Here is a 23,417-nt window from a genome sequence, read left to right as displayed (position 1 = left end):
CACGCAGGCGACACCACGCTTTTTAATCAAGCCACCTCAGACCGGATCGCTTTGAGCGCCCGGTCGCGAGTGGCGGAAGGCAATTCTTGAAAAAGACGTCGGTATTCGCGGCAAAAATAACTTTGATGAAAAAAACCTTGGCTGGCGGCAACGTCAGCCAGACGCTGCGTCGGGTTTTGTAGAAGGTTCCGGCGCACAGCGTTGAGCCGCAACGCACGCAGGTAATGGACCGGTGACTGCCCCACTTCGGTCTGAAAACTGTATTGAAGCGTACGCCGTGAAATTTTCAACTGAGCACACAACGCCATTAACGAAGGTGGCGCCTCGGGCTGGCTGCGGATCATGGCTTGGCAGCGGTCGACAATATAGCGTCGTGTCCGATAATTGCTAATGTCCGGCTCCAAAGCCAATTCACACTCATTCAACAGCAGTTCGATACTGTCCGCAATCTGGCGCACCAGAGATTGCTTAAGCGCAGGTGTCATCAGCTCATGGGCGGGGCGCTGGCGCAGATAATCGGTCATCCCCTGCCACTGTCCACGGACTTGAGTGACAAACCCGCGCGGTACCTCGAGCCGCCGCAACCGATGCTCATCGCGGCTGAGCCACGCATGACGCTCCCGATCAATTGAAGCCACCAGCAAGTCGTAGTTCGACGGCGCCACACTCCAAAACTGATCACAGCTTGGCAGTACAGTCACAACATCAGGACTAAACAGCCCGTTGTTGGACCAACGTATCGGCGTAACAAGGTGCCACTGCGATTCGGGAAAATGCATCTGCTGGTGTATCCCCAAATTGGCACTTTCCCGAAAGAGACGCACTTCATGGCTGGCAACATCAACAATCTCGCCAACAAAAGCGCCCGCCTCAATCTGGCTTGACTCCTGCTGCCAGCCCTCTAAACGATTGGCGTGATCGGCAGCATCAGAGCAGCGGTGCAACATAATCGTCATGGTTGACTCCTTCCCACACATCGATCGCCTCATGGCGTGGGAATTGCATTCATTATTGTCATCAATACAGGGGCTCACCAGGGAATGCTTGATCAATGGATGTTTGACCACTGAATGCTTGACCAATGGATAGTGGTGCCCAGGTATATTTTTCTTTAGTGTCGACCAAGTCATTAAAATATTAATAAATATGGTGACCCAATGCTAACTCAAAATGCAACCTCGCTGCCTTTCGATGTCTGGCTTGGCGCCCTACGGCAAACATGTGGCGATTTCGACTCAATCCCCCGAGACCGGCGCAACTTTCAAGGCAGCATTTCAATGCGATCTAATGGCGGGATCGATATTGCCAACATCGTCACCAACGCAGAAAAGATGACGAGTTGTCGTGCCCAACGCCACCATGAGGACCGCCACTGCTTCCTAGTGGTGCAAAAACAAGGTCATGCGACACTGGTTCAAAACGATGAGGCCATCACATTACGTCCGGGCGAGATGGCGCTGATGGATTCAGTCAAGGCCTGCGACATCATTCCCCATGGCCTGATCGAACATGACTCCCTGCATCTCTGTCGCAGCGAAGTCGCCGATCGCTTCGGCGATACTTCGATTCCGTTCATGAAAATCACTGCGGACTGTGCCAGTAGCCAGATTCTGCAATTGGTCGTCAATCGGATGGTGACCGAGCCGCTCGCGACTGCGGGTGAGTGCGAAGGCGGTATCCCCGAGTCATTGGTCGCCCTGTTACCCGCGATCCATCAGCATCAGGCGCTCTCACCCTCATTCATGGCACAGGCTGACGGCACGCTTTTCGTTTGTATTCAACAATTTATCGATCAGCATCTACATGAAGAGAACATCAGCCCAGAACGTCTAGCGGAAGTCTTTCACATGTCGGTGCGCCAGCTCTATCGCCTGTTCGAACAACACGGTGAAACCGTCTGCCGCTACGTTCAACGTCGCCGGTTGACCCGCTGTGCCGAGGAATTATCAAGCCCGACGCTGGCCAAACGCTCGATCACCCAGATTGCTTACAAATGGGGCTTTACTGATTCGGCCCACTTCAGCCGCGCCTTCAAACGCGAGTTTGCAAGCTCACCCCGGGAATATCGCCGAATGCGCTTGGCATATGCCGTCTGATCAAAGCAAACAATGGCTCAAAGCAAACAATGGCTCAAAGCAAACAATGGCAAGGCCACCATGCCCAGAGGCGAACTCAGTTCAGACCATCAGTGAACGCAACCTACTCGAGCCAGGCCCAGTGTTCACTGGCAGGCTCGAGTACGCTGTTAGCTGAAGCAATAGCCCTGTTAACTGAAGCAATAGCCTGTTAGTTAAATCGAGCACTCGGTCAGTAAGCGATGCAAATTGACTTGAGTTCGGTGTAGGCATTGACCGCTTCCGGGCCAAACTCCTTGCCGATACCCGACATCTTGAGCCCACCGAACGGCATCGCCGGATCGAGCGTCACGTGAGTGTTCACCCAGACAGTGCCAGCCTCAATGCGTGGCGTCATCGCCATGGTTTTGGACAAGCTCTCAGTCCAAAGGCTTGCGGCCAGACCAAAGTCGCTATCATTGACCATCTTCAGTGCTTCTTCGTCATCATCGAAAGCGATCACCGTCAAGACAGGGCCGAACACTTCTTCCCGAGCGATTTCCATGTCATGGGTCGCGCCGCTGACCAAGGTGGGCGACACATAAAAGCCTTCGGCCGGTACCGGGTTGCCAACATGCACTTGGGCACCTTGAGCACGTGCGCGATCGATATAGCCCTGCACGCTCTGCTGCTGACGCTTAGACACCAAGGGATTCACCTGCGCCTCGGGGTCGATGCCAGGACCTGCCTGCATGGTATCGATCGCCTTGGCCAACAGCTCGCAGAAACGATCATGCAAGCGACGATGCACATAGAAACGTGATGCCGCGGCGCAGACCTGTCCCTGGTTGAGCAGCCCCCCCATGAGGGCCCCATTAACGGCTTTCTCAACATCGGCATCTTCGAGTACCAGCATCGGATTCTTGCCGCCCAGTTCCAACGAAAAGTGCGCCATATGCTCGACCGCGGCATGACCAATCTGCTTACCAATCTCAGTACTACCGGTAAATGTGACTTTATTGACATCCGGGTGTTCGGACAGACAGGTGCCGACCGTAGAGCCCGGCCCCAAGACCACGTTGAACACCCCCTTCGGTACACCTGCCTTGATGGCCAGCTCGGCCAGACGCAGCACGCTGAGCGGCGTTTCGGAGGCGGGTTTCAGCACGACAGAGCATCCTGCGGCCAGCGCTGGAACGACCTTCCAGAGCGCAATCATCATGGGAAAGTTCCATGGCACGATAGCGGCGACGACACCGATCGGCTGACGCAGTGTGTAGACGTTAAACTTGGCGCCTTCTGGCATCCCGATGGAGACGTCACGAGTACGGCCTTCGAGCTTGGTGGTCCAGCCCGCCATATAGCGAATAAAATCGATCGAGAAACCAACATCAACACCCCGGGCAATGTTGATCGACTTACCCTGATTGAGCGTTTCAATCCGAGCCAGCTCATCGGCATGGGCTTCCACAAGATCGGCAAAGCGCAATAAAATCCGTTCACGCGCCGCCGACGTCATATTGCGCCAACGACCATCCTCGAAGCTCTGTTGGGTTAATGCGACCGCACTATTGGCAAGGGTGATATCACCTTCGGCCACTTGGGTCAGCGGTTGACCGGTAGAGGGATCAAGCACATTACGGGAGGCGCCTTCTTTTAAGAAAGCACCGTCAATGAACGAGCCTGTCGCCCTTGCTAAAAAGTCTTCTACCGCCTGTGATACAGCATCCTGACTCATAAACGATCTCCTGCGCTTGCGAAACGTCGAGTCATGCGGCACTGAGGGATCTCCCAGCAGAGTCTCTCTGTAGGCTCTGTAAGTGCTCTCTATAGAGTACAAACGACAGTGCACAAAAGCTCGACGCCGGAAAAGGGTTCTGTACTGAAAAGCGTTGTCTGCGGTTCAGGCTAATGCGCCAAGCCCCCAACGGCTTGTGCGTGTCTGCCAGGAGCATGACTTTGTCTGCCCAAAACGCCGTCTGCCCAAAACGCCGTCTGCCCAAAACGCCGCCTGCCAAAAGACGCTCACGATCAACAGACAGCGTTGACCAAGCGCTAAAAGTTAAATCCAACCAGCAGCTGGGTATAATAGTTGGCGCTACTGTCACCGAGCTGTGAACCGCCGCCAGAAGTCGATTGATCAGGATCATAACGACCCAAAAGCGGCATCACCCACCAGTGATCGTTGATTGTCCAACTGCCGTAGAGATCAATCTCGTGACCATCGAGATGACCTGAGTCGGTATTCAGCGTATCGAAGCGGTACATCAGCAGACCGATGTTGAATTGTTCGCTCGGCGTGACCGACAGTGTGACCTGATGAATGCGTGCATTCGTGGAAAACGGCCCAGCGTAGTTAGCCGCTACTTCACCTTGGAACCAGGTACCGAGCGCACGGCCGTTGCCGTAAAGCAGTGGGTCATAGCCGTCGGAATAACGGCTGAAGCGATAGCTGATGTAGGGTGATCCGGCGACTTCGTCAAAGGTCCAGCCAGCCTCCAGATACCAAGCGTTTTCATCGCTATCGTCGCCTTTTTCCTGCCAAGCATACTGGCCGGATAGGAACAGGTTTTTGATTCCCGCATTGCCGTGACCATAGAGGCTATAGACCTGGGTATCTTCCCGGTCGGGATAAAGAAACGCGAAGTCACGATCGGTATCGAGCACCTTAATGTAGGTGGCCCCAAGTGTGGCATCATCGGTGACATGCTCAAACGTGCCGACCGCCATCTCAGGTTTGGCCTGTGCCGGGTTGTCAGATTTCAACCACATCAAGTCACCCCGCCAGCCCTGGTCGCCGCCGAGTCGAATGACGGCGGTGTTGTCAAAGGACTGCCGCGCGGCCAGATAGTAAGCCCCGCCTCTATCTAAATCTCCGCCTAAGACGCCCTCACCGAAATTGAGCGCGTCACCGGCAATCAGGAACCCGTCGCCGATCTGAATATATTGCCGACCCACCGACACATCGAGCCCGTCAGTGCCAAACGCCGGAATCAGCTCACCAGACTTCCAGCCAGCGAATAAATGCTCAATATGGGTATGACGCTCATCGCCAGTGGTAAAGCCTGCCGCATCGCCCTGCCCCCAAGTACCACTGGAGGTCCAGGCCACATCGGCATAAAGCGACCCTGCCTTGGGCGACAGCGTATGCGTCAGGTCAATACCGTAGGTAATGAAGCCTTCCTGCCAGTCACGGCCTTCCGCCTTCGCCGTTTCCGACTGGGCATAACCTTTCTGGCTGTGAAATGCCCCGGCGACACCGTTGACATTGAGGTTGAGGGTCGTATCCGCTGACTTGTGAAGCTCAACTGCAGAAGCGTTTCCACACAAGGCGAGCGAAACAAACGTGCCTGTAGCAAGTGCTGACAGCATCGGTCGAGAGGGCAAGTGAGTCATGAAGTCATCGTCCATTGTTATTGTCGTTATGCTTGTTTTTAGAACCCGTGATAATGGACCGCACGCACAAGCTGTACGGTCTCTATTCACAGGCTAGCGAGCCTCCACCCGTCGCTCTTGCCTCCCTTTGACGAAAACCTGTCTGACACTGCCGCTATCCGCTTAATCCAAATGTTCCTCTTCGTCCAGCCGAACACTTTCGAACGGCTCGACGATGACGATCAAGCGTCCATCCCTGGGCGCGTCACTTAGCCGAGCCATACCAGCGACAGCGCCGGGACGAACACGACGATGGCGATGCGCACCATGTCGGCACCGAGAAAGGGCAGGATGCCCCGGCTAACGGTACCCAACGTCGCGCCCTGACTGTACTTCTGCACGATGAACAGATTCATCCCCATGGGGGGCGTGATCAGGCCGATCTCGACCACCATCAAGGCGACGATACCGAACCAGATCGCCTTCTCCGGCCCAGTCAGCCCGAACAGCTCAAGCTGCATGATGATCGGGAAGAAGATCGGAATCGTCAGCAAAATCATCGACAGCGAATCCATCATGCACCCAAGCACCAGATAGATCGCCAACACCACCATGAGAATCGCCAGTGGCGCGAGTCCACTACCCAAGACCCAGTCAGCCAGCGCAGTGGGCATTTGCCCCAAAGCCAGCCCGCTGTTGAGTAGATCAGCGCCGATGACGACGAGGTAAATCATCGCACTGGCCTCAGCGGTGCCCAGCAAACTTTTGGCAAGCCCGGGCCAGCGCATCCCCTGCCACATGGCATAGACCCCGCAGGCCGCTGCGCCGAGTGACGCCGCCTCGGTCAGATTCGCCCAGCCCCCGTAGAGGCCAAAGATCACCACGAAGAAGATCACCAGAACCGGCGCAATATCGCGCAAACTTGCCCACCGCTCGGCCCAACTGTAGCGCGGAGAGGCCTCGACACCGCCCATGGCGCGCACGGCCAGCAGCCGAATCACCACGAAGTAGCCTGCCACAGCGAGCAGCCCCGGCAAGACGGCCGCCATGAACAGCGTGGTGATCGACGAATTGGTCAGTACGGCGTAAACGATCAACGGCACCGAGGGCGGGATCAGAATACCTAGTGTCCCGGCCGCCGCGATGGTCCCCGTGGCGAGGCGTTTGCTGTAGCGATGGCGTTCGAGCTCAGGCAGGGCCACCTGACTCATGGTGGTCGCGGTGGCCAGCGATGAGCCGCAGATGGCGCCAAACCCAGCACAAGCCCCCGCCGCCGACATCGCAAGGCCACCGCGCCAATGTCCAATCCACTTGGCGCTGGCTTGAAAGAGGGTCGCCGAGAGCCCGCCATGAATGGCAAACTGCCCCATCAGCACGAAGATAGGAATGACAGCGAGGTCATAGCTCGAAAACCGCGCATATACGAGATTGTTCAACGTATACAACAGCGCGTGGGTATCGCCGTCATAAACCAGCCAATAGCACAGGGCTCCAGCCATCATCATCGCCACGCCAACGTGCAGTCTGCATCCCAGCAGCGCCAGCATACCTCCGAGTGCCACAGCCCCCATCGTCAGTCCTTCCATCAGATGCCCTCCTCATCAGTCAGGATCGTGGCCTCATCGTGGGTCAGATGATGCAGGCTCTGATACAGCGCACACAGGCTCATGAGCGCAAGCCCTGGCAGCATGGCGACCTGAAAAGCGCCTTCGGGCAACCCCAGCTGAACGCTTTGCGCGTGATAAAGAAAGCTGTCTTCGGTCATCAGTGCTGTGCGCTATAGCAGAAGCGCGCTGACGACGGCCAACACCAGATGCGAGATCGCCAGCAGTCCCCGATTGACCCTCGCAGGCAGTGCTGAGGCGATGATATCGACGCGGATATGGCGGTCGTTGATTTCACATAACGGTAGAAAACAGGCCACGGCAACCGCCATAGTCATCTGCAACAGCTCCATATCGCCGGTGATGGGCGTCGCCCAGAGCCGACGCCCCACCATAGAGAAAAGTGACAATGTGATGGCGCCCAACAACAGCAAGCCGCCCATAAGCGCAAGCCCTGCTGAGAGTCGTTTTAAAAAAGGTTGAATCATGGGTGGCTCTCCCTGGTCACAGTGATCGTAGCGGTAATCGCGCAGCGTTTAATGGCGTAGATTGACGTAGCGATCCACGATCGCGCGCAGCGAATCCACCAACGCGGCTCGGTCAATGTCGCCCGCAGAAGAGGCCATCCAGTCATCCGTCACGCCTTGCGAGGCGTCTCGCATGGCCTCGTAAGCGGCATTGTCCAGGGCAATAACCGTTTGCTCGGGGTCGTTTTCAAGCCGCATACGCACCGGCACGATGGCGTTGTCCCAGGCACGACCAAAGCGGCGCGAGAGGGTTTCACCGCTGAGCGAATCCAGCGCCTCGCGGGCTTGCGCGGGCAGCTGCTCATAACGTTGCTTGTTCATTAAAAAGGCCAGCACGGTTACCGTCGGTGTGGCTTGATCCGATGCCGACTCAGTGTGGTAGTGAGTGACTTCGTCGAGCTTGGTCGGCGGCACCACCTCCCAGCCCGCCGAGGCGCCATCGATCACGCCCTTGGCCAGCGTATCGGCAATCTGGCCCGGCGGCATGCTCACCGCCGAAGCGCCGAGTGCATCGATCAGCCGCGAGGCCATTCGGGTCGGCGCGCGAAGCTTCAACCCGACCATATCGTCAATACCGTGAATGGCACGAGGGCGAGAATGGAAAACAGCGCCGCCATCGCTATGCACGGCCAGCACGTGATAGTCGGCAAAGTCGTCTCGCGCCGGGCCCTGGACGAAGTCCCAGGCGATCTGACTAGCCGTCACACCGCCAGCCGGCAGCATAAAAGGTAGTTCCAGCGCCTCGCTGCGTGGAAAGCGTCCGGCAGAGTAGCCCAGTGCCGTCCAGGCAATGTCGACCACACCGTTGCGCACCATATCGGGCAACTGCGAAGGGATTCCCCCCAGCTGCATGGCGGGATAGATCTGGCAGCGGATCGTGTGCTCGGCGCGTGCTTCCAGATCGGCGCACCAGGGCTCAAGAACACCGCGTTGAACACTGGCCACCGAGGGCAAAAAATGAGTGATGCGCAGCGTCGTCGCGGCCAGGGCTTGAGCGCTTACAAGCCCGCAGAGCAAGGTGATGATGTTGGCCAAGAGTAGCCGCTGAAGTCGGCCAGGAGCATGTTTTATTATTGTTTTCATAATGATCATTGTCCCTCTCATGGTGCTTTAGATTTAAGTCTTGCCCTCGGGCGATGAATGAAAATGAAGGATTCAACCCGTCGCGGGGCTCAGGTTGCCGGGTCTTCGCTCAACACCAAACTCAGTACCCCCTCGGCCCAATCCAGTGCGACCTCAGAGGCCATCAGCGGGCCGCTGGCATCATGGCGGCCGAACTCGCCGATACGTATTGCGCCACAGGCCACCATCGCCTCGGTAAGTAGCTCGCCGCCACGGGAGTAGGTGCGGGCGTAGCTGCTATCACCCAGTGCCAAGCTCGCAAAGCGAATGCCGGAAATATCCGGGGCGCCATCGCGAAGCGTCTGATAAAAGTTGTTCGCTCCGCCCGGCACATCGCCGTCACCGTAGGTCGAGCAGACAATCAGATAGAGCCGGTTAGGATCGAGAGCGTGTGGGTCGACATCGCCCAGGTCGGCCACGTCCACCGCGCAGCGGCCGTCAAGCATCTGCCCGATTTCCTCGGCCACCAGTTCGGCGTTACCCGACTCGGTGCCGAACAGTACACTCACGGACAAATCGCCTAGGCTTTTGCCGTCACCGACCACACCTTGAGTGCGACGCTCGAACACGATCGACTCGTCCCGCGCTGACTCGAGCAGCGCTTCGAGCGTAGTCAGTTTGGTACGCACCCGGTCCGGCGCGGTTTGATCGCGCTCCTGGTGATCGATGCGCCACCAGCCGTCAATATCGGTCGCATCCACAGGAGGCGTCATCCCACTGCGAGTACACGTCACCTCACCGGCGGCGATGTCACCGCTGATCACACCCGCTAACGCCCGAGCATCGGTACGCTGATCGGGAATCGTGCCCCTGGCACCACGACGCAACCATCCGGCCAGATAAAGCCCCGCCTCCACGCGCCCGGTGTCAGAGGCCCGGGGAAGCTGGGCCAGCGCTTTGGATATGACATCTTCTGGATCGGGAACGAAGCCGATGGCAGTAATCACCGAGTCCACCGCCAGCGAGATTGTTTCGCCGCCGAGGCCCAAGGAAACGCCTTCGACTTTGCCCTGTCCATTGATCTGCTCAGGGGTGGCTTCGAACCACCATTCGACCGTCATGGATGGCGCGCCCTCAACCTTAACCTGGTAGGCGCCTGGCAATGTGCGTAACGCGTCCAACCGCGCATCCTTGCCTTCCGGCACGCGGTCGAGATCGACGCCATGGAGACGATGTTCGATGCTCGCAAAGCGGCCCAGCTCGCGAATCATGACCGGGTCGAAGCGGGCCTTCTCGGCACTCGAGCGGCCGATAATATGCAGCGTGTCGATGTCACGAGTCAGCGCTTCATGAACGGCGGCGTCGATGTCGCTGCCTTTGAGTTCTTCTGATCCAATCGACAATAGCCGAAGCACATCGATGGCCACGTTGCCTTGGCCGATAATCGCCACGCGCCGACCTAACGTCGGGGTGGTCGTTTCGTACGGGTGACCGTTCAGCCGTCGAGTAATGCCGCCTGCACCGAACACACCGGTCAGGTCTTCACCGTTAATGTGGAGTCGACGATCTGCACACACTCCGGAGGCGACGACCACAGCGTCGTAGTCCGCGCGCAGCGCCTCGAAGGAGATCTGATCGCCGATAGTGGTATTGCCAATGAAGCGTACTTTAGGCGAATCGAACAGCCGGTCGAACTGGCGCGAAACGGCCTTGGTGCCCTGATGGTCGCCGGCCACGCCGTAGCGCAAGAGCCCGTAAGGTACCGGCAAGCGATCGATCAGATCGATATGGGCACCACGCATGCAGCGCTGGATTTCTTTCGCCGTGAAACAGCCCGCCGGGCCCGAGCCAACGATGGCGATGTGGTGCGTTGCCTCAGCCTCGCAGGTAATGGCAGAGGCGGCCGCGTCAGCGCCGCTGCCCTTGAAGGGAACGACGCTCTCCCAAGTGACCGGCAGAGAGAGCATGCCTCGGAATACCCAGCCGCCAATGGTGGGCTCGCGATCAGGATGAACTCGTAGCCCTTTCAGGTGGTTGAATAATAGCGGTAAGGCGACGTCGGCGATCTGGGCTCGCGCCGCCCGCGCACCAAGACAGACGTGGGTGCCCTTGCTGAAGGCCAAATGAGGCTTGACCTCGCGGTAGATATCGAACTCATCCGCGCGCTCCCATACCGACTCGTCGCGGTTAGCCGACAAAATGCAAATACCCAAGCGGGCACCTTTGGGCAGCTCGACACCGGCCAGCACAGTCTTTTGAGTCGTTTGGCGCGAGTACAGCCCAATCGGCGCGATCCAACGGATGGATTCATCGAACACCGTCGACCAGAGGCTCGGGTCACGCTCGGCGGCCCGGCGTTGATCAGGGTGGGTCAGCATCGCCCAGGCCGCCACGCCTAGCGCATCGCGTGGCTCATTGAGCCCGCCACCGATGCTCATCTTGATGTTGGCGCGGATCTTCTCTATCGGCATCTGCTCCTCAGGCGAGGAAAGCAGTGACGATATCAGCGAATGGTCGCGGTTATGCCGGTGCCACTCGAGCATTTCATCGAGCGCGATATCGACCTCGTCAAACGAACGCTTGCCGGCAGCCCAAACATCCGGATCGTTGGCGTAATTGCCGGTGGCGTCGATCAGCGTCTGTGACCAGCGCTGCATATCCTCCGACGAAACGTTGTGGAGCCCAAGGAGCTCCTTCAAACACTCCGCCGCAAAAGGCGCCGCAAAATCCCAGATCAAATCCGCACCCGACTCCTTATCGACAAGTTTGGAAAGCTGTTCCCGAGCCTTTTCATGGAAAGCCTGGGTCCAGACGTTCTTGACCACACTCGGCTTGAACACACTCTGCCACTGGCGACGCTCGCGGTAGTGCTCAGGATCGTCGCGGCGCAACATCGAATGGCCCATGGCACGGATCTGCAACGAATCGTGCTCGTTGGCAGAGAAGGTTTCCTGATCATGTTCGGTGGCGATCACGGCCTCGTAGCTGGTGATTAGATAGCGATTGACACTGGGTACCCAGTGAACCCCTCCTTCACGACGCAGACGTTCGTAGATCGGATAGGGGTCGTGGTAGAGCGTCTTGATATCGATCCAGTCCGCGACTGGAGCTGGTCGAGAAGGATTGGCGTGATTCATACGATCTCCGGAAGAAGGACAGCGGCTCAATAAAAGTCATCGATCGAGAGTTAACGCATGGGCGACCCATTAAAAAAATCAGTCATTAATAAGTTAATGTATATACTTTGCGCCAATTATTAATAAATTAACTATTATACTTTGTGTAAAGAAACCGCTTTTTTAGCTGAATCAGCCGACCCGCTTATGCGGGTCGGCTGATTCAGCATTGTATTTTTCATAAAAAACATGAATAAAAGGAAGGTCGCGCTATGCCTGCAAACGCTTAAAGAACGCGCCAAGACGAGGGGTATCGGAAAGCGCCAACACATCGGCCACATACTGATCGGGACGGACCACGACCACAGCACCTTCACGCGCGATACCACGAGCCGTGAAAATGGAATCACTGGGGATCACACCGAACACGTTTTCGAGATCGGTCAACGCAAACGGACCGACGTCTGGGGTGAACACGGAAGGCACCGCCGTGATCGAGACCTCCTCATGAGGCGTTGGATAAATCACTTTGATATCGAACCCATCGACCCAGGCACCGCCGAGCTGGGGGGCATTGAGGGGCGAGTCAGCCGCCTGCACCAGCCAGTCGGCAAGCCGCTGAGTCGCCGAATCCGCTTGGCCGGGCGCAGCATCGGCAAAGACGTAGAGACGCCAACGGCCGTCTGCTGTGGCCTGGTGGCCTAGCTGCAACGGATTACCATCGCACACCCTCGAAACCCACGCAGACTTGAAGCGTTTGCCCACGGGGAAGCCCGTCGCCAAGGCTTGGTAATCAGTGTCATTGGTAATCAGCGACGGCTCATACTCGGTCATAAAGCCCGCGGGAAACTCAATAGTGCGGGTATAGAAAGCCTCCAGTTCATCAGGGGTGTCGAACTCTTCCGGGCGCTTGGCCATCATCGTCGACCACTGCTTATCGAAGTCGATCAGGTTCCTGGCCACCACCTGGCGTTCGGCAGAATAAGTGGAGAGCAGCGTAGCGGGACTGCGTCCCGACAAAACGTGGCCGAGCTTCCAGCCCAAATTAAAGCCATCTTGCATTGAAACGTTCATCCCCTGGCCTGCCTTGGCGCTATGGGTATGACAGGCATCACCGGTGATAAACACACGGGGCAAGCGGCCAGAGTCTGGGGTTTCGACATCGTCGAAGCGGTCGGTAAGACGGTGCCCCACTTCGTAGACACTGTGCCAAGCAACATTGCGTACATCCAGTGTATAAGGCGTGAGAATCGCATTGGCCTTGGCGATGATCTGCTCGATGGAGGTATTGCGCACCTCGTTTGTGCCGTCGGCCGGCACTTCGCCGAGATCGACGTACATTCGAAACAGATGCCCACCCTCACGAGGAATCAGCAGAATGCTGCCCCCGGCGTGGGATTGAATGGCGCATTTGGTGCGAATATCCGGAAAGTCGGTCTTGGCCATCACATCCATCACGCCCCAGGCATGATTGGCTTGGTCGCCACTTAACGTACAGCCAATCGCGCGGCGCACCCCGCTATGCGCACCATCGCAACCGACGACATATTGGGCGCGGATCGTGCGCTCGCGGCCGCTTTCCGGCCCGGCCACATGCTTGAGTGAGACGCGCACGGGGTAATCACCCGAGCCCTCGACCTCAAGCCCCTGGAATTCGATGCCGAAGTCTGGGCGTATGCGTGCCGGGCCATTGGCAGCGGACTCAGCCAAATAGTCGAGCACCCGCGCCTGGTTGACGATCAAATGGGGAAACTCGCTGATGCCTTCAGGGTCATCCGGTGTACGTGCCACGCGCATAATGTGTTCCGGGCGCGCCGGGTCTGGCTTCCAGAAGGCCATTTCGGTGATCCGATACGCCTCGGCGGTGATCCGGTCGGCAAAACCGAACGCCTGAAACGTTTCAACGCTACGCGCCTGAATACCATCGGCATGACCGATTTCGAGCCGGCCCGCTCGGCGCTCAATAATGCGAGTACGAATATGCGGAAACTGCGCCAGCTGAGCGGCCATGATCATACCGGCAGGCCCAGTCCCTACAATCAGCACATCAACCTCGTCGGGCAACGTCTCAGGGCGATCAAGCCCTTCGCCGAGCGCGGGTTGAACACGGGGATCGCCGGATACATAGCCGTGATGATGGAATTGCATGACTGACTCCTCATTATTGTTTGAATCGAAACGGACTGAATCAGGCCCGGCGGCACAAAGCGGCACAAATGAAGTGCAATACACAAAGTGCTCACGCCTAACGACACGACCTCAAGCCCTCACCCTTTTCATGCTGCAGACCCAAGAGATCAATGAGGATGTGTTTTACAGCGACTTAATTGTACTTTTCATCAATATAGCCCCTACCTTGGTCGGCTTATGCCCTAATCGACTTATTATTTCGTTAATCTATAAATAATTTATTCAAGCCATTGTCTAACACAGTCAACTAGGTGTCACAGACTGCAATGTCACCCCCATCTAAATGATGAGATGAGAATGCTTGACAGGAGTCGCCCCACATATGATTAATATATTAATGAAATGAAATTTTGGCCGTTTGCCCACATCACGATTCAGGTGATCAACAGGTTCAGGTGATCAACAGCTTCAGACGACCAAAGGCTTCAAACGACTCAGGAGAACGACGTGCCCCATTTACATATTGAATACTCATCCAGTCTCGAGCAGCGCGTCGATATTCAAGAGGTTTGTCGCGCTGCCCATCAGGTGATGGTGGCATCCGTACTTTTTCCGACGGCAGGGATTCGGATCCGCGCTTTTGCCGCCGATCATTGCATCGTGGCCGACGACCATCCTCAAAACGACTTTCTGGCCATGACGTTGAGTGTCGGCAGCGGACGCGCCCAGCGTGATCTCAAAGCGGCCGGTGACGCGCTATTTGCTGCCGTCCAGAAGGTGCTGACGGACCCGCTGGCCACACCACATTTCGCCCTCTCGCTGGAAATCCGCGAAATCGACGCCGTATTGAGCTGGAAAGACACGCCCATCCACGCACGACTTTCCCAACAGTGAACCTATATCCCTTCAGGAGGATGCTTGATGAGTCAATTGAACGACAACATCGACCGCGCACAGCAGTACATGCAGCGGTTTCGTGAGCAAGGCGTCTTGAACCACATCAACGGTGAATCAGTCGCCGCTGACTCCGGCAAGACCTTCGAGACGCTGTCGCCGGTGGATCTGGCGCCACTGGCCAACGTCGCTCATGGTGACGCCAGCGATATCGACCGCGCCGTCAAGGCCGCCGAAAAAGCGTTCAAGAGCTGGAGCAAGACACCAGGCAAAGAGCGTCGTGCGATTCTGATCAAGGTGGCCGAAGCGATCGAAGCGCGTGCCGAAGAAATTGCCTTCACTGAGTGCATGGACACCGGTCAATCACTGCGCTTCATGTCCAAGGCGGCGATTCGCGGCGCGGCCAATTTCCGCTTCTTTGCCGACCGCGCTCCGCAAGCCGAAGACGGCCAAGCACTACGCAACGACACCCAGATGAACGTCACCTCCAAACGCCCATTGGGGCCGGTCGGCGTGATCACTCCCTGGAACACGCCGTTCATGCTCTCGACCTGGAAGATTGCTCCGGCGCTGGCCTCGGGCTGCACGGTGGTCCACAAGCCGGCGGAGTTCTCACCAATGACCGCCAAGCTACTGGTCGAGATCGCCGAGGAAGCCGGTTTGCCCAAGGGCGTGTTGAACCTCGTCAACGGCATGGGCGAAGGCGCGGGCAAGGCCCTGACCGAACACCCTGGCATCAAGGCCATCGCCTTCGTCGGTGAAAGCCATACCGGCCAGCTGATCATGGCCCAAGCCGCGCCGACGCTGAAACGCTTCCACTTCGAGCTAGGCGGCAAGAATCCAGTCATTGTGTTCGATGACGCTGACATCGACCGCGCCGTTAACGCCGCCACCTTCATGATTTACTCGCTCAACGGCGAGCGTTGCACATCGTCCTCACGCCTGCTGGTGCACGAGCGCATTTATGACGAGGTCACCCGCCGCGTCGCCGAAGTCGCCAACGGCGTCAAAGTCGGCCATCCGCTGGACCCAGAAACCGTGGTCGGCCCACTGATCCACCCCGAACACGAACAGAAGGTGCTGTCCTACTTCGCCAAGGCACGCGAAGAGGGCGCGACCATCGCCGCGGGGGGTGAAAAAGTCGGTGAGGCAGGCTGCTTCGTACGCCCGACCCTGTTCACTCACGCACGCAACGACATGACCATCGCCCAAGAAGAGATCTTTGGCCCGGTGCTCACGGCCATTCCGTTCAAGGATGAAGAAGAGGCATTGCGCTTAGCCAATGACACCCAGTACGGCTTGGCCGCATATCTCTGGACCAATGACCTCGACCGCGCCATGCGCCTAACCGACGCGCTGGAAGCGGGCATGATCTGGGTCAACTCAGAAAACGTGCGCCACCTGGAATCGCCCTTTGGTGGCGTGAAGTCATCGGGTATCGGCCGCGATGGTGGCGACTGGTCGTTCGATTTCTATATGGAGACGGTCAATGTCTCCTTCCCACGTAAGGTGCACCCAGTGCCGAAACTCGGCTAACCGCTGGTGAACAGCGCGATGCGCTGCGGCCTGAACGATCCGCCGCAGGCATCACCCCATGATTCAAAGGGCCCGAGATCACTCGGGTCGTCAGGAGAATGCTTATGAGTACCCCTCTTCCCCCGCGCCTTGCGTCCTTTCGTGCCAACGGCGCCGATCGCTTCGGTGTCGTCACCGATCACGGTATTGTCGATCTAACCCCCGAATTCGGCAGCCGCTTCAAGGGCCTTAAAGAAGTCATTGAGGCGGGCGCCATGGATGAGCTTTTAAGTGTTGCCGAAGGCCGCAGTCCAAGCTACCGCGAAGAAGACGTGACCTACCTGATCCCCATCGCTCACCCGGAAAAACTGATCTGCGTCGGCGTCAACTTCCCCTCGCGCAACGAAGAGTACAAGGACGGCCAAACAGCGCCCAGCAAACCGTCGTTGTTCATCCGCTTTCCGCGCAGCTTCGTCGGTCATCACGAGAACATCGTGCGCCCGCCGGAGAGCGAACAGCTCGATTACGAAGGCGAAATCACCATCGTCATTGGCAAGGGCGGCCGCCGGATTGCGCGCGAGAAGGCCTATGAGCACATCGCCGCGCTGACGCTGTGCAACGAGGGCACGATTCGAGACTGGGTCCGCCACGCCAAATTCAATGTCACCCAAGGCAAGAACTTCGACGCCACCGGTGCTATCGGTCCGTGGCTGGTGCCGTTCAAACGTGCCGAACAGCTCGATGACATCGAACTGACCACCCGCGTCAACGGCGAGGTACGCCAGCACGACCGCACCTCACGGATGATATTCGACTTCCGCTACATCGTGAATTACGTCTCGACCTTCACCACCCTGGTCCCAGGCGATGTGATCGTCTGCGGTACGCCTACCGGCGCCGGGGCCCGTTTCGATCCACCGATCTGGCTCAAACCGGGCGATGTGATCGAGATCGAGGCCGACGGCATTGGCACCTTGATCAACGGTGTGGAGGACGAACGACATGGCACTGACTGAGACCCAGATCGCTGAAGCCGCCGAGGCGCTGCTGGAGGCAGAAGCGACCCGCAAGCAGATCGGGCTGCTGTCCAAACGCTACCCGGACATGACGCTAGACGATGCTTATGCGATCCAGACAGCCCAGATGACGCGCAAAACCCAGGATCACGCCATTCTCGGCTGGAAGATCGGGCTGACCTCCAAAGTGATGCAGGACGCGCTCGGCATCGACACCCCGGACAGCGGTGTGCTCTACGACTATATGCGCTATGACACGAGTGCGGTCATTCCGAAGGGTCACTTCATCGCCCCCCGCATCGAAGCCGAGATCGCTTTTGTGATGAAGACACCGCTTGAGGGCGAGGTCACCCGCGAAGCGGTGCTGGCCGCGACCGAATACGTGACGCCAGCCCTTGAGATCCTCGACACCCGTATCGTTCGAAAAGACACCGAGACCGGCCAATCTCGGGTGATCTTCGACACCGTGTCCGATAACGCCGCCAATGCCGGCATCGTGCTCGGGACAGCGCGCCACGACCCGAACGCACTCGATCTACGCTGGGTCGGCGCCATTGTCAAACACAACGACGACGTGGTCGCCACCGGCCTGGGCGCTGGCGTACTGGACGACCCGGTCACAGGGCTGGTGTGGCTGGCGCGGCGGATGGCCACCTATGGCCAGCGCATTGAGGCCGGCCAAGTGATTTTATCGGGTTCTTTTATCGGCCCGGTGGAATGCCCATCCGGCAGCCGGATCGAAGCAGACTACGGCGCGTTCGGCACCGTATCGTTGACGTTCGACTAGGCAACAGGCCCGCTGTCGAGCAATAGGTCCACTATCGATAATAGGCCCGCTATCGATGGCCAGGCTGGGCTCGACGGTAACTTGAGGGAGTGGTGTTGGCATGACGTGCAAAGAAGCGACAGAAATAGCCCGGATCCTGAAACCCGAGCCGATAACCGATCTCATTGACGCCCATTCGAGTGAAGGTCAGAAGTCGTCGTGCCTCCTGCATCACACGGTCGTGCACCACGCGTTTGCTGGGTACGCCAGCGATACGACGGCAGACACTGTTAAGACGCGCTTCAGTGACGTTGAGCGCACGCGCATAGTCGGTCAGCGTCCAGTGCTCAGTGTAGTGGGCCTCGACCTCCAGATTGAAGCGATGAAACAGCGACAGCTCATCGTGACGCACGCTCTGAGCGGTCAGAGAACTGGCCGACAGCCGAAACAGGCTCACAAAAATCAGCCGCGTCAACATCATCAGCGTCACTTCACGGCCCGGGCGGTCGGCTTCGAATTCAAGACGCAATTCATCAAACAGCCGCTCGATGCGGTTGACATCAAGCCGCGACGCCTCGCTCACGCGGCCAGTCGCGACACAGACAGGCGCCACCATCGAGGCATCGCCCAGCTCAGGCAGCTCCTCAAGCAGCGACCACACCAGCTGCTGACGGACCGTCAGAACATGACCGTCACTGCCCTCCTCCGTGGTAAAAGAGTGCGGCACGGTCGGCGGTGTCAGGAAAAACAGCGGGCCTTGCTGGTGAAACTGCCGTTCATCCAGATAAACCCGCACCATGCCACGTTTGACATAGTGCACTTGAAAGAAGCGGTCGTGATGATGCACGGGCATGTTGCGGCCATAGAAATCCGCCATCCGGTCCAGCGCATCGTAATGCACCGTCGCATCGGCGTACCGCTGATCGTATTCCTGACCGATCGTAATGTTGGGAATGGGATCAAGCGCCATAGCGATATTCCTGAGTTCGTGCGGAGCCTCCGCCCAATAGATCTTATTACCCCCCGACATATTAACCACCGACGGTCATGTCGTTCCATGACATTGTCTGACTCACGTTTGGTGCCTGACTCACGTTTAGTGCCTGACTCACGCTTAAGACCTTCGGTCCCGTCCGTCCACTGCAAGGAATTTTCTCATGGGTGAAATCGTACTTGCCGCCAAGATCACACATGTCCCCTCGATGTACCTCTCTGAACAGCCGGGTGAACACCATGGCTGCCGTGCCGAAGCCATTGCCGGCCACAAAGAGATCGGTCGTCGTGCCCGCGAACTCGGCGTCGACGTTGTCGTCGTCTTCGACACCCACTGGCTGGTCAACAGTGGCTACCACATCAACTGCGGTGATCATTTCGAAGGCGTCTACACCAGCAATGAGCTACCGCACTTCATTAAGAACATGGCTTACCGCTACGATGGCTGTCCCGAACTAGGTCGATCGATCGCCGAATACGCCAACCGCTCCGATATCCGCACCATGGCGCACAACATCGAGAGTCTTAAGCTCGAATATGGCACCTTGGTGCCCATGCGCTACATGCATATGGATGTGCCCAACGATCAAGCCTTCAAGGTGATTTCTATCGCCGCCTGGGATGCCTGGCACGATTTGAACGATAGCATCCGTTTTGGTGCTGCCATACGCGAGGCGATTGAGGCCAGCGACCATAAGGTCATGGTGCTCGCCTCTGGCTCACTGTCGCACCGTTTTACCGATAACAACCTCGCCAAGCAAAACCTCCACCGTTGGTCACGAGAGTTCGATCGCCAGATGGATATTCGCGTAGTGGAACTGTGGCGCGAGGGCAAATTCGACGAATTTCGCAAAATGCTGCCGGAATACGCCGAGCACTGCTACGGCGAAGGCGGCATGCATGATACCGCCATGCTACTGGGGGTACTCGGTGAGGGCTATGACCGCCCGGCCGAAATTGTAACGGCCCCGTTCGGCAGCTCAGGAACTGGCCAGATTAACGCCGTTTTTCCGCTTTAATGCGACGCGCTTTTAAGGTGGATACGTTGAATTTGAATACGTTGAATGTGGATACGTTTAATGTGATTCGTTGCTGAGGAGTCTTCCATGGACATGCCCATCAATACCTTCAAGCAGGCCCTTGGCCACCAGGAGGCTCAAATTGGTCTCTGGCTAGGGCTTGCCAATGGCTACTGCGCCGAGCTTGCCGCCAATGCCGGTTTCGATTGGTTGCTGATTGACGGCGAGCACGCGCCGAATGATCTTCGTACCCTCCTCGATCAGCTTCAAGCGGTGGCACCTTACCCTGTTCAACCGATCGCCCGCCCCCCGGTAGGTGACGCCGCGACGATCAAGCAGTACCTGGATGTGGGCGTGCAAACGTTACTGGTGCCCATGGTGGACACTGCTGAACAGGCACGTGAGCTGGTGCGCGCCACTCGCTACCCGCCGGAGGGTATTCGCGGTGTCGGTAGCGCCTTGGCGCGTGCTTCGCGCTGGAATTCAATTCCGGGCTATCTTGATCACGCCGATGACGAGTTCTGCCTATTGGTGCAGATCGAAACTCAGCAAGGGCTCAAACACCTGGACGAAATTGCGGCCGTCGAGGGGGTCGACGGTGTCTTTATCGGCCCGGCGGATTTGAGTGCCTCGCTCGGCCATCGCGGCAATCCGGGGCACGAAGACGTGCAAGCCGCCATCGAAGACGGGATCGCTCGTATTCAAAAGGCGGGCAAGGCTGCTGGTATCCTCTCAGCCAACAAGGCCCTCGCTCGGCACTATCTCGAACTGGGCGCCACCTTCGTGGCCGTGGGCGTGGACACCAGTGTGCTGATGGGCGCGCTGAAAACGCTCGCGGGCGAGTTCAAGGGGAACGACGCCCCGGTACAACCGACGTCTTCAGTCTACTAAATTCTACGAGGACCCAATCCTCAGAAGACAAAGTTAAAGCATTAATATTGGGGTTGATCAAGGCTCGGCCAATATTCGGTCGAGCCCGCCCTATATTTACGACCAAGGTCTCGACAGTTTAGAGCTTAGCCGTCAGGATACGAATCCTTCAGTGACTTTCCAAACAAGGTAGAACATGGCGTCTCCAACCCCTTCCCTGACTCTGGCCCTGCTTCAGGCCCGCGAATCCGCCATGGATTTTTTTAGGCCGCACCTTAACCACAACAGCATCACCGAACAACAATGGCGAGTCGTTCGAACCCTATGGCAGGCGGAAGAACAGACGCTTGAGAGCTATCAATTGGCCGAGCGAGCCTGCATTCTACGCCCGAGCCTGACCGGTGTACTCATGCGCCTTGAACAAAACGGCTTAGTGCATCGCTGGAAGCCTGAAACCGATCAACGTCGACTATGCGTCACCCTAACGCCTGAGGGCAACGCCCTGTTCGAGAACATGAAAGGCGAAATGATGCGCCAATATCAAAAGATCCAGCAACAGTTGGGGCCAGAGAAATACCATATGCTGATGAGTCTACTCAATGAAGTGAAACAGCTTGATCCTAACGATTGAGACCTAACCCGGCCTATCAGCACCTATATGCTACTAAAGTATTTCCATTTAACCTCTTAATATACAAGAACTTTATTAGCCAAGGCAGGCTCAGGCAATGGCTTGTCACGCTCGGTCAATTAACCCTTTGACCAGCTTCCTAATCTCTCCTTGATATCCCCAGGCGTTCACGATTCAAGGAGAAAAGTATGCAGCATCACTACGACTACATCATCGTTGGGGCCGGCTCGGCCGGGTGCGTCATCGCCCATCGCCTACTCCAGGCGCTGGAAGTCACGGTTCTTTTAGTTGAGTCCGGCGGCTCAGATTCAAGTCTTCTGATCCGTATGCCCGCCGCAGTCGGCAAAGTGATTCCAACTCATACCTGGCCCTACATGACCATGCCGCACGCGGCGACCAACAATCGTACGATGTCCATCGCCCAAGGGCGCATGATCGGCGGCAGCAGTTCGGTCAACGGCATGATCTATATCCGCGGCCATCGCAGTGACTATGACGCCTGGGAAGTCGACAACGGCTGCACCGGTTGGAACTATGACAGCTTGTTGCCGTATTTCATCAAGAGCGAGAGCAACGAATCGCTCGCGGGCCCCCTCCATGGTCATAACGGCCCGCTCAAGGTGAGTGAAAATCGCTATCGCCATCCGCTGTCGCAAGCGTTCGTGCGCGCCGGTCAGGAGCTTGGGCTGCCCTACGTTAACGACTTCAATGACAACGCTCGCGAGGGCGTCGGCTACTATCAAACCACGACCTTCGAAGGTGAACGCTACAGCGCCTCGAAAGGCTATCTAAAGCCAGTGCGCCAGCATCCTCGTCTGACCGTTTTAACCAATACCGATATTGAAAGAGTGGTCATCAATAAAGGCCGCGCCACTGGCGTACAGGCCCGTCACGCCAAAAAGGGCGACATGACCTTTCACGCCCGCCGCGAAGTGATCCTCAGTGCCGGTGCGATCGGTAGTCCAAAAATTCTGATGGCCTCTGGTATTGGTCACCAGGATCATCTGAGCGCGCATGGCATTGAGTGTCTTAGCAACCTCCCCGTCGGGGATCATTTGCAAGATCACTTACATATGTCAATCAATGCCAGCCTTAAAGATCCGGTATCCCTTTATGGTGAAGATCGTGGTCTGCGAGCATTAAGCCATGGAGCCGAGTGGCTACTTCATCGTCGCGGGCTTATGACGTCCAATGTGTTGGAAGGCGGGGCCTTTCTGGATACTGCCAATGAGGGACGTGCGGATACTCAAATTCACTTCATGCCGATCCTCGACACATGGGACGACCCTAACGGTATTGGTCGTGGCCAAACCCATGGGATTACGCTCAAAGTAGGTCACCTACGCCCCGTCTCGCGAGGTCATGTGCGACTGGCCAATTCAGGCAATCGGTTAGTCACCGAAATTCATGCCCACTATCTGGATGCGCCTGAAGATATCGAACATCAGGTACGCTCACTACGAGCGGGCATGGCGTTTCTCGACACACCATCGCTATCGAGTTTAATCCATGATGTCTTTTCTCCACCTGAGGCACGCCAGCTGATGGCACAGAGCCACACTGACAGCCAGAAGACACTAGAAGCCTTTGTACGCCAATATTGTAAAACGACCTATCACCCGGTAGGGACCTGTCGCATGGGCCCTGATGCCGAGCATTCGGTGGTCGATCTCGAGCTCAAGGTTCATGGAGTAGAGGGGCTTAGGGTCATCGATTGCTCGGTTTTCCCTACCCTCCCAGGCGGCAATACCAATGCACCGACTATCGCTGTTGCAGAAAAAGCCGCTGACCATGTGATCAATGCGGCCTGAAACGAACGGGGAGCTTCATATTGAAGACCCCCGC

The 23,417-nt window shown here is 57.3% G+C and carries 19 protein-coding genes; 9 read left to right on the top strand and 10 right to left on the bottom strand.

Annotation, left to right across the window (positions count from 1 at the left end):
- Nucleotides 1-26 precede the first annotated feature (26 nt).
- Complete coding sequence (locus tag BFW38_RS00835; protein WP_068996684.1) at nucleotides 27-956, bottom strand: helix-turn-helix domain-containing protein; 930 nt, start codon at nucleotides 954-956, stop codon at nucleotides 27-29.
- A 201-nt stretch (nucleotides 957-1,157) separates the two neighbouring features.
- Here BFW38_RS00835 and feaR point away from each other — a divergent pair, with 201 nt between their 5' ends.
- Entirely contained in the window at nucleotides 1,158-2,096 is a 939-nt protein-coding gene (gene feaR / locus BFW38_RS00830) for a transcriptional regulator FeaR (protein WP_068996683.1), read from the top strand.
- Nucleotides 2,097-2,307: 211 nt separating this feature from the next.
- Here the strand turns inward: feaR and BFW38_RS00825 are convergent, their stop codons facing one another.
- The 8 genes from BFW38_RS00825 to BFW38_RS00790 all read right to left on the bottom strand — a co-directional run bounded on the left by BFW38_RS00825 (nucleotide 2,308) and on the right by BFW38_RS00790 (nucleotide 13,886).
- Entirely contained in the window at nucleotides 2,308-3,792 is a 1,485-nt protein-coding gene (locus tag BFW38_RS00825; protein ID WP_068996682.1) for an aldehyde dehydrogenase family protein, read from the bottom strand.
- A gap of 317 nt (nucleotides 3,793-4,109) precedes the next feature.
- The gene (locus BFW38_RS00820; RefSeq protein WP_139116529.1) at nucleotides 4,110-5,450 is read right to left on the bottom strand and encodes an alginate export family protein; all 1,341 of its coding nucleotides are present in this window, start codon (nucleotides 5,448-5,450) and stop codon (nucleotides 4,110-4,112) included.
- A gap of 248 nt (nucleotides 5,451-5,698) precedes the next feature.
- Nucleotides 5,699-7,015 (bottom strand): TRAP transporter large permease, encoded by a 1,317-nt coding sequence (locus BFW38_RS00815; protein WP_068996681.1) that lies wholly within the window; start codon nucleotides 7,013-7,015, stop codon nucleotides 5,699-5,701.
- Nucleotides 7,015-7,194: a hypothetical protein gene (locus BFW38_RS00810; protein ID WP_068996680.1), complete on the bottom strand. Its 180-nt coding sequence runs from the start codon at nucleotides 7,192-7,194 to the stop codon at nucleotides 7,015-7,017. The genes BFW38_RS00815 and BFW38_RS00810 overlap by 1 nt, the downstream gene beginning before the upstream one ends.
- A gap of 12 nt (nucleotides 7,195-7,206) precedes the next feature.
- Nucleotides 7,207-7,521: a TRAP transporter small permease gene (locus BFW38_RS00805; protein WP_068996679.1), complete on the bottom strand. Its 315-nt coding sequence runs from the start codon at nucleotides 7,519-7,521 to the stop codon at nucleotides 7,207-7,209.
- Nucleotides 7,522-7,569: 48 nt separating this feature from the next.
- Complete coding sequence (locus BFW38_RS00800) at nucleotides 7,570-8,652, bottom strand: TRAP transporter substrate-binding protein (protein ID WP_245686043.1); 1,083 nt, start codon at nucleotides 8,650-8,652, stop codon at nucleotides 7,570-7,572.
- Between the two features lie 80 nt (nucleotides 8,653-8,732).
- Nucleotides 8,733-11,759 (bottom strand): cytochrome P450, encoded by a 3,027-nt coding sequence (locus BFW38_RS00795; protein WP_068996678.1) that lies wholly within the window; start codon nucleotides 11,757-11,759, stop codon nucleotides 8,733-8,735.
- A gap of 249 nt (nucleotides 11,760-12,008) precedes the next feature.
- Nucleotides 12,009-13,886, bottom strand: coding sequence for an FAD-binding monooxygenase (locus BFW38_RS00790; protein WP_068996677.1), 1,878 nt, complete (start codon nucleotides 13,884-13,886; stop codon nucleotides 12,009-12,011).
- Between the two features lie 489 nt (nucleotides 13,887-14,375).
- Between BFW38_RS00790 and BFW38_RS00780 the strand changes: the two genes are divergently transcribed.
- From BFW38_RS00780 to BFW38_RS00765, 4 genes are all read left to right on the top strand, one after another.
- Nucleotides 14,376-14,762: a 5-carboxymethyl-2-hydroxymuconate Delta-isomerase gene (locus BFW38_RS00780; RefSeq protein WP_068996675.1), complete on the top strand. Its 387-nt coding sequence runs from the start codon at nucleotides 14,376-14,378 to the stop codon at nucleotides 14,760-14,762.
- Nucleotides 14,763-14,789: 27 nt separating this feature from the next.
- Nucleotides 14,790-16,298, top strand: coding sequence for a 5-carboxymethyl-2-hydroxymuconate semialdehyde dehydrogenase (gene hpaE / locus BFW38_RS00775; protein ID WP_068996674.1), 1,509 nt, complete (start codon nucleotides 14,790-14,792; stop codon nucleotides 16,296-16,298).
- Nucleotides 16,299-16,402: 104 nt separating this feature from the next.
- Nucleotides 16,403-17,293 (top strand): fumarylacetoacetate hydrolase family protein, encoded by an 891-nt coding sequence (locus tag BFW38_RS00770; protein ID WP_068996673.1) that lies wholly within the window; start codon nucleotides 16,403-16,405, stop codon nucleotides 17,291-17,293.
- Nucleotides 17,280-18,080 carry an FAA hydrolase family protein gene (locus BFW38_RS00765; protein WP_068996672.1) on the top strand — a complete coding sequence of 267 codons (801 nt, stop codon included), beginning with the start codon at nucleotides 17,280-17,282 and terminating at the stop codon, nucleotides 18,078-18,080. The genes BFW38_RS00770 and BFW38_RS00765 overlap by 14 nt, the downstream gene beginning before the upstream one ends.
- A 49-nt stretch (nucleotides 18,081-18,129) precedes the next feature.
- On the opposite strand, the gene hpaA is transcribed toward BFW38_RS00765, so the two are convergent.
- Nucleotides 18,130-19,029, bottom strand: a complete 900-nt coding sequence (gene hpaA, locus BFW38_RS00760; RefSeq protein WP_068996671.1) for a 4-hydroxyphenylacetate catabolism regulatory protein HpaA — start codon at nucleotides 19,027-19,029, stop codon at nucleotides 18,130-18,132.
- Nucleotides 19,030-19,216: 187 nt separating this feature from the next.
- Between hpaA and hpaD the strand changes: the two genes are divergently transcribed.
- From hpaD to BFW38_RS00740, 4 genes are all read left to right on the top strand, one after another.
- Nucleotides 19,217-20,071 carry a 3,4-dihydroxyphenylacetate 2,3-dioxygenase gene (hpaD, locus tag BFW38_RS00755; RefSeq protein ID WP_068996670.1) on the top strand — a complete coding sequence of 285 codons (855 nt, stop codon included), beginning with the start codon at nucleotides 19,217-19,219 and terminating at the stop codon, nucleotides 20,069-20,071.
- A gap of 87 nt (nucleotides 20,072-20,158) precedes the next feature.
- Complete coding sequence (gene hpaI, locus BFW38_RS00750) at nucleotides 20,159-20,962, top strand: 4-hydroxy-2-oxoheptanedioate aldolase (RefSeq protein ID WP_068996669.1); 804 nt, start codon at nucleotides 20,159-20,161, stop codon at nucleotides 20,960-20,962.
- A gap of 175 nt (nucleotides 20,963-21,137) precedes the next feature.
- A complete protein-coding gene (hpaR, locus tag BFW38_RS00745) occupies nucleotides 21,138-21,572 on the top strand; it encodes a homoprotocatechuate degradation operon regulator HpaR (RefSeq protein WP_068996668.1) in 435 nt (144 codons plus the stop codon).
- Nucleotides 21,573-21,760: 188 nt separating this feature from the next.
- Nucleotides 21,761-23,383: a GMC family oxidoreductase gene (locus tag BFW38_RS00740; RefSeq protein WP_068996667.1), complete on the top strand. Its 1,623-nt coding sequence runs from the start codon at nucleotides 21,761-21,763 to the stop codon at nucleotides 23,381-23,383.
- Nucleotides 23,384-23,417 lie beyond the last annotated feature (34 nt).

This window comes from Terasakiispira papahanaumokuakeensis, assembly GCF_001709345.1.
Lineage (GTDB): Bacteria > Pseudomonadota > Gammaproteobacteria > Pseudomonadales > Halomonadaceae > Terasakiispira > Terasakiispira papahanaumokuakeensis.
The sequence above is the reverse complement of the archived record's forward strand: the minus strand, read 5'-3'. Positions and strand labels throughout refer to the sequence as shown.

Bases quoted from the DNA above. Each gene is read 5' to 3' on its own strand.
- BFW38_RS00835 (WP_068996684.1), bottom strand. From the start codon at position 956: ATGACGATTATGTTGCACCGCTGCTCTGATGCTGCCGATCACGCCAAT.
- feaR (WP_068996683.1), top strand. From the start codon at position 1,158: ATGCTAACTCAAAATGCAACCTCGCTGCCTTTCGATGTCTGGCTTGGC.
- BFW38_RS00825 (WP_068996682.1), bottom strand. From the start codon at position 3,792: ATGAGTCAGGATGCTGTATCACAGGCGGTAGAAGACTTTTTAGCAAGG.
- BFW38_RS00820 (WP_139116529.1), bottom strand. From the start codon at position 5,450: ATGACTCACTTGCCCTCTCGACCGATGCTGTCAGCACTTGCTACAGGC.
- BFW38_RS00815 (WP_068996681.1), bottom strand. From the start codon at position 7,015: ATGGAAGGACTGACGATGGGGGCTGTGGCACTCGGAGGTATGCTGGCG.
- BFW38_RS00810 (WP_068996680.1), bottom strand. From the start codon at position 7,194: ATGACCGAAGACAGCTTTCTTTATCACGCGCAAAGCGTTCAGCTGGGG.
- BFW38_RS00805 (WP_068996679.1), bottom strand. From the start codon at position 7,521: ATGATTCAACCTTTTTTAAAACGACTCTCAGCAGGGCTTGCGCTTATG.
- BFW38_RS00800 (WP_245686043.1), bottom strand. From the start codon at position 8,652: ATGATCATTATGAAAACAATAATAAAACATGCTCCTGGCCGACTTCAG.
- BFW38_RS00795 (WP_068996678.1), bottom strand. From the start codon at position 11,759: ATGAATCACGCCAATCCTTCTCGACCAGCTCCAGTCGCGGACTGGATC.
- BFW38_RS00790 (WP_068996677.1), bottom strand. From the start codon at position 13,886: ATGCAATTCCATCATCACGGCTATGTATCCGGCGATCCCCGTGTTCAA.
- hpaE (WP_068996674.1), top strand. From the start codon at position 14,790: ATGAGTCAATTGAACGACAACATCGACCGCGCACAGCAGTACATGCAG.
- BFW38_RS00770 (WP_068996673.1), top strand. From the start codon at position 16,403: ATGAGTACCCCTCTTCCCCCGCGCCTTGCGTCCTTTCGTGCCAACGGC.
- BFW38_RS00765 (WP_068996672.1), top strand. From the start codon at position 17,280: ATGGCACTGACTGAGACCCAGATCGCTGAAGCCGCCGAGGCGCTGCTG.
- hpaA (WP_068996671.1), bottom strand. From the start codon at position 19,029: ATGGCGCTTGATCCCATTCCCAACATTACGATCGGTCAGGAATACGAT.
- hpaD (WP_068996670.1), top strand. From the start codon at position 19,217: ATGGGTGAAATCGTACTTGCCGCCAAGATCACACATGTCCCCTCGATG.
- hpaI (WP_068996669.1), top strand. From the start codon at position 20,159: ATGGACATGCCCATCAATACCTTCAAGCAGGCCCTTGGCCACCAGGAG.
- hpaR (WP_068996668.1), top strand. From the start codon at position 21,138: ATGGCGTCTCCAACCCCTTCCCTGACTCTGGCCCTGCTTCAGGCCCGC.
- BFW38_RS00740 (WP_068996667.1), top strand. From the start codon at position 21,761: ATGCAGCATCACTACGACTACATCATCGTTGGGGCCGGCTCGGCCGGG.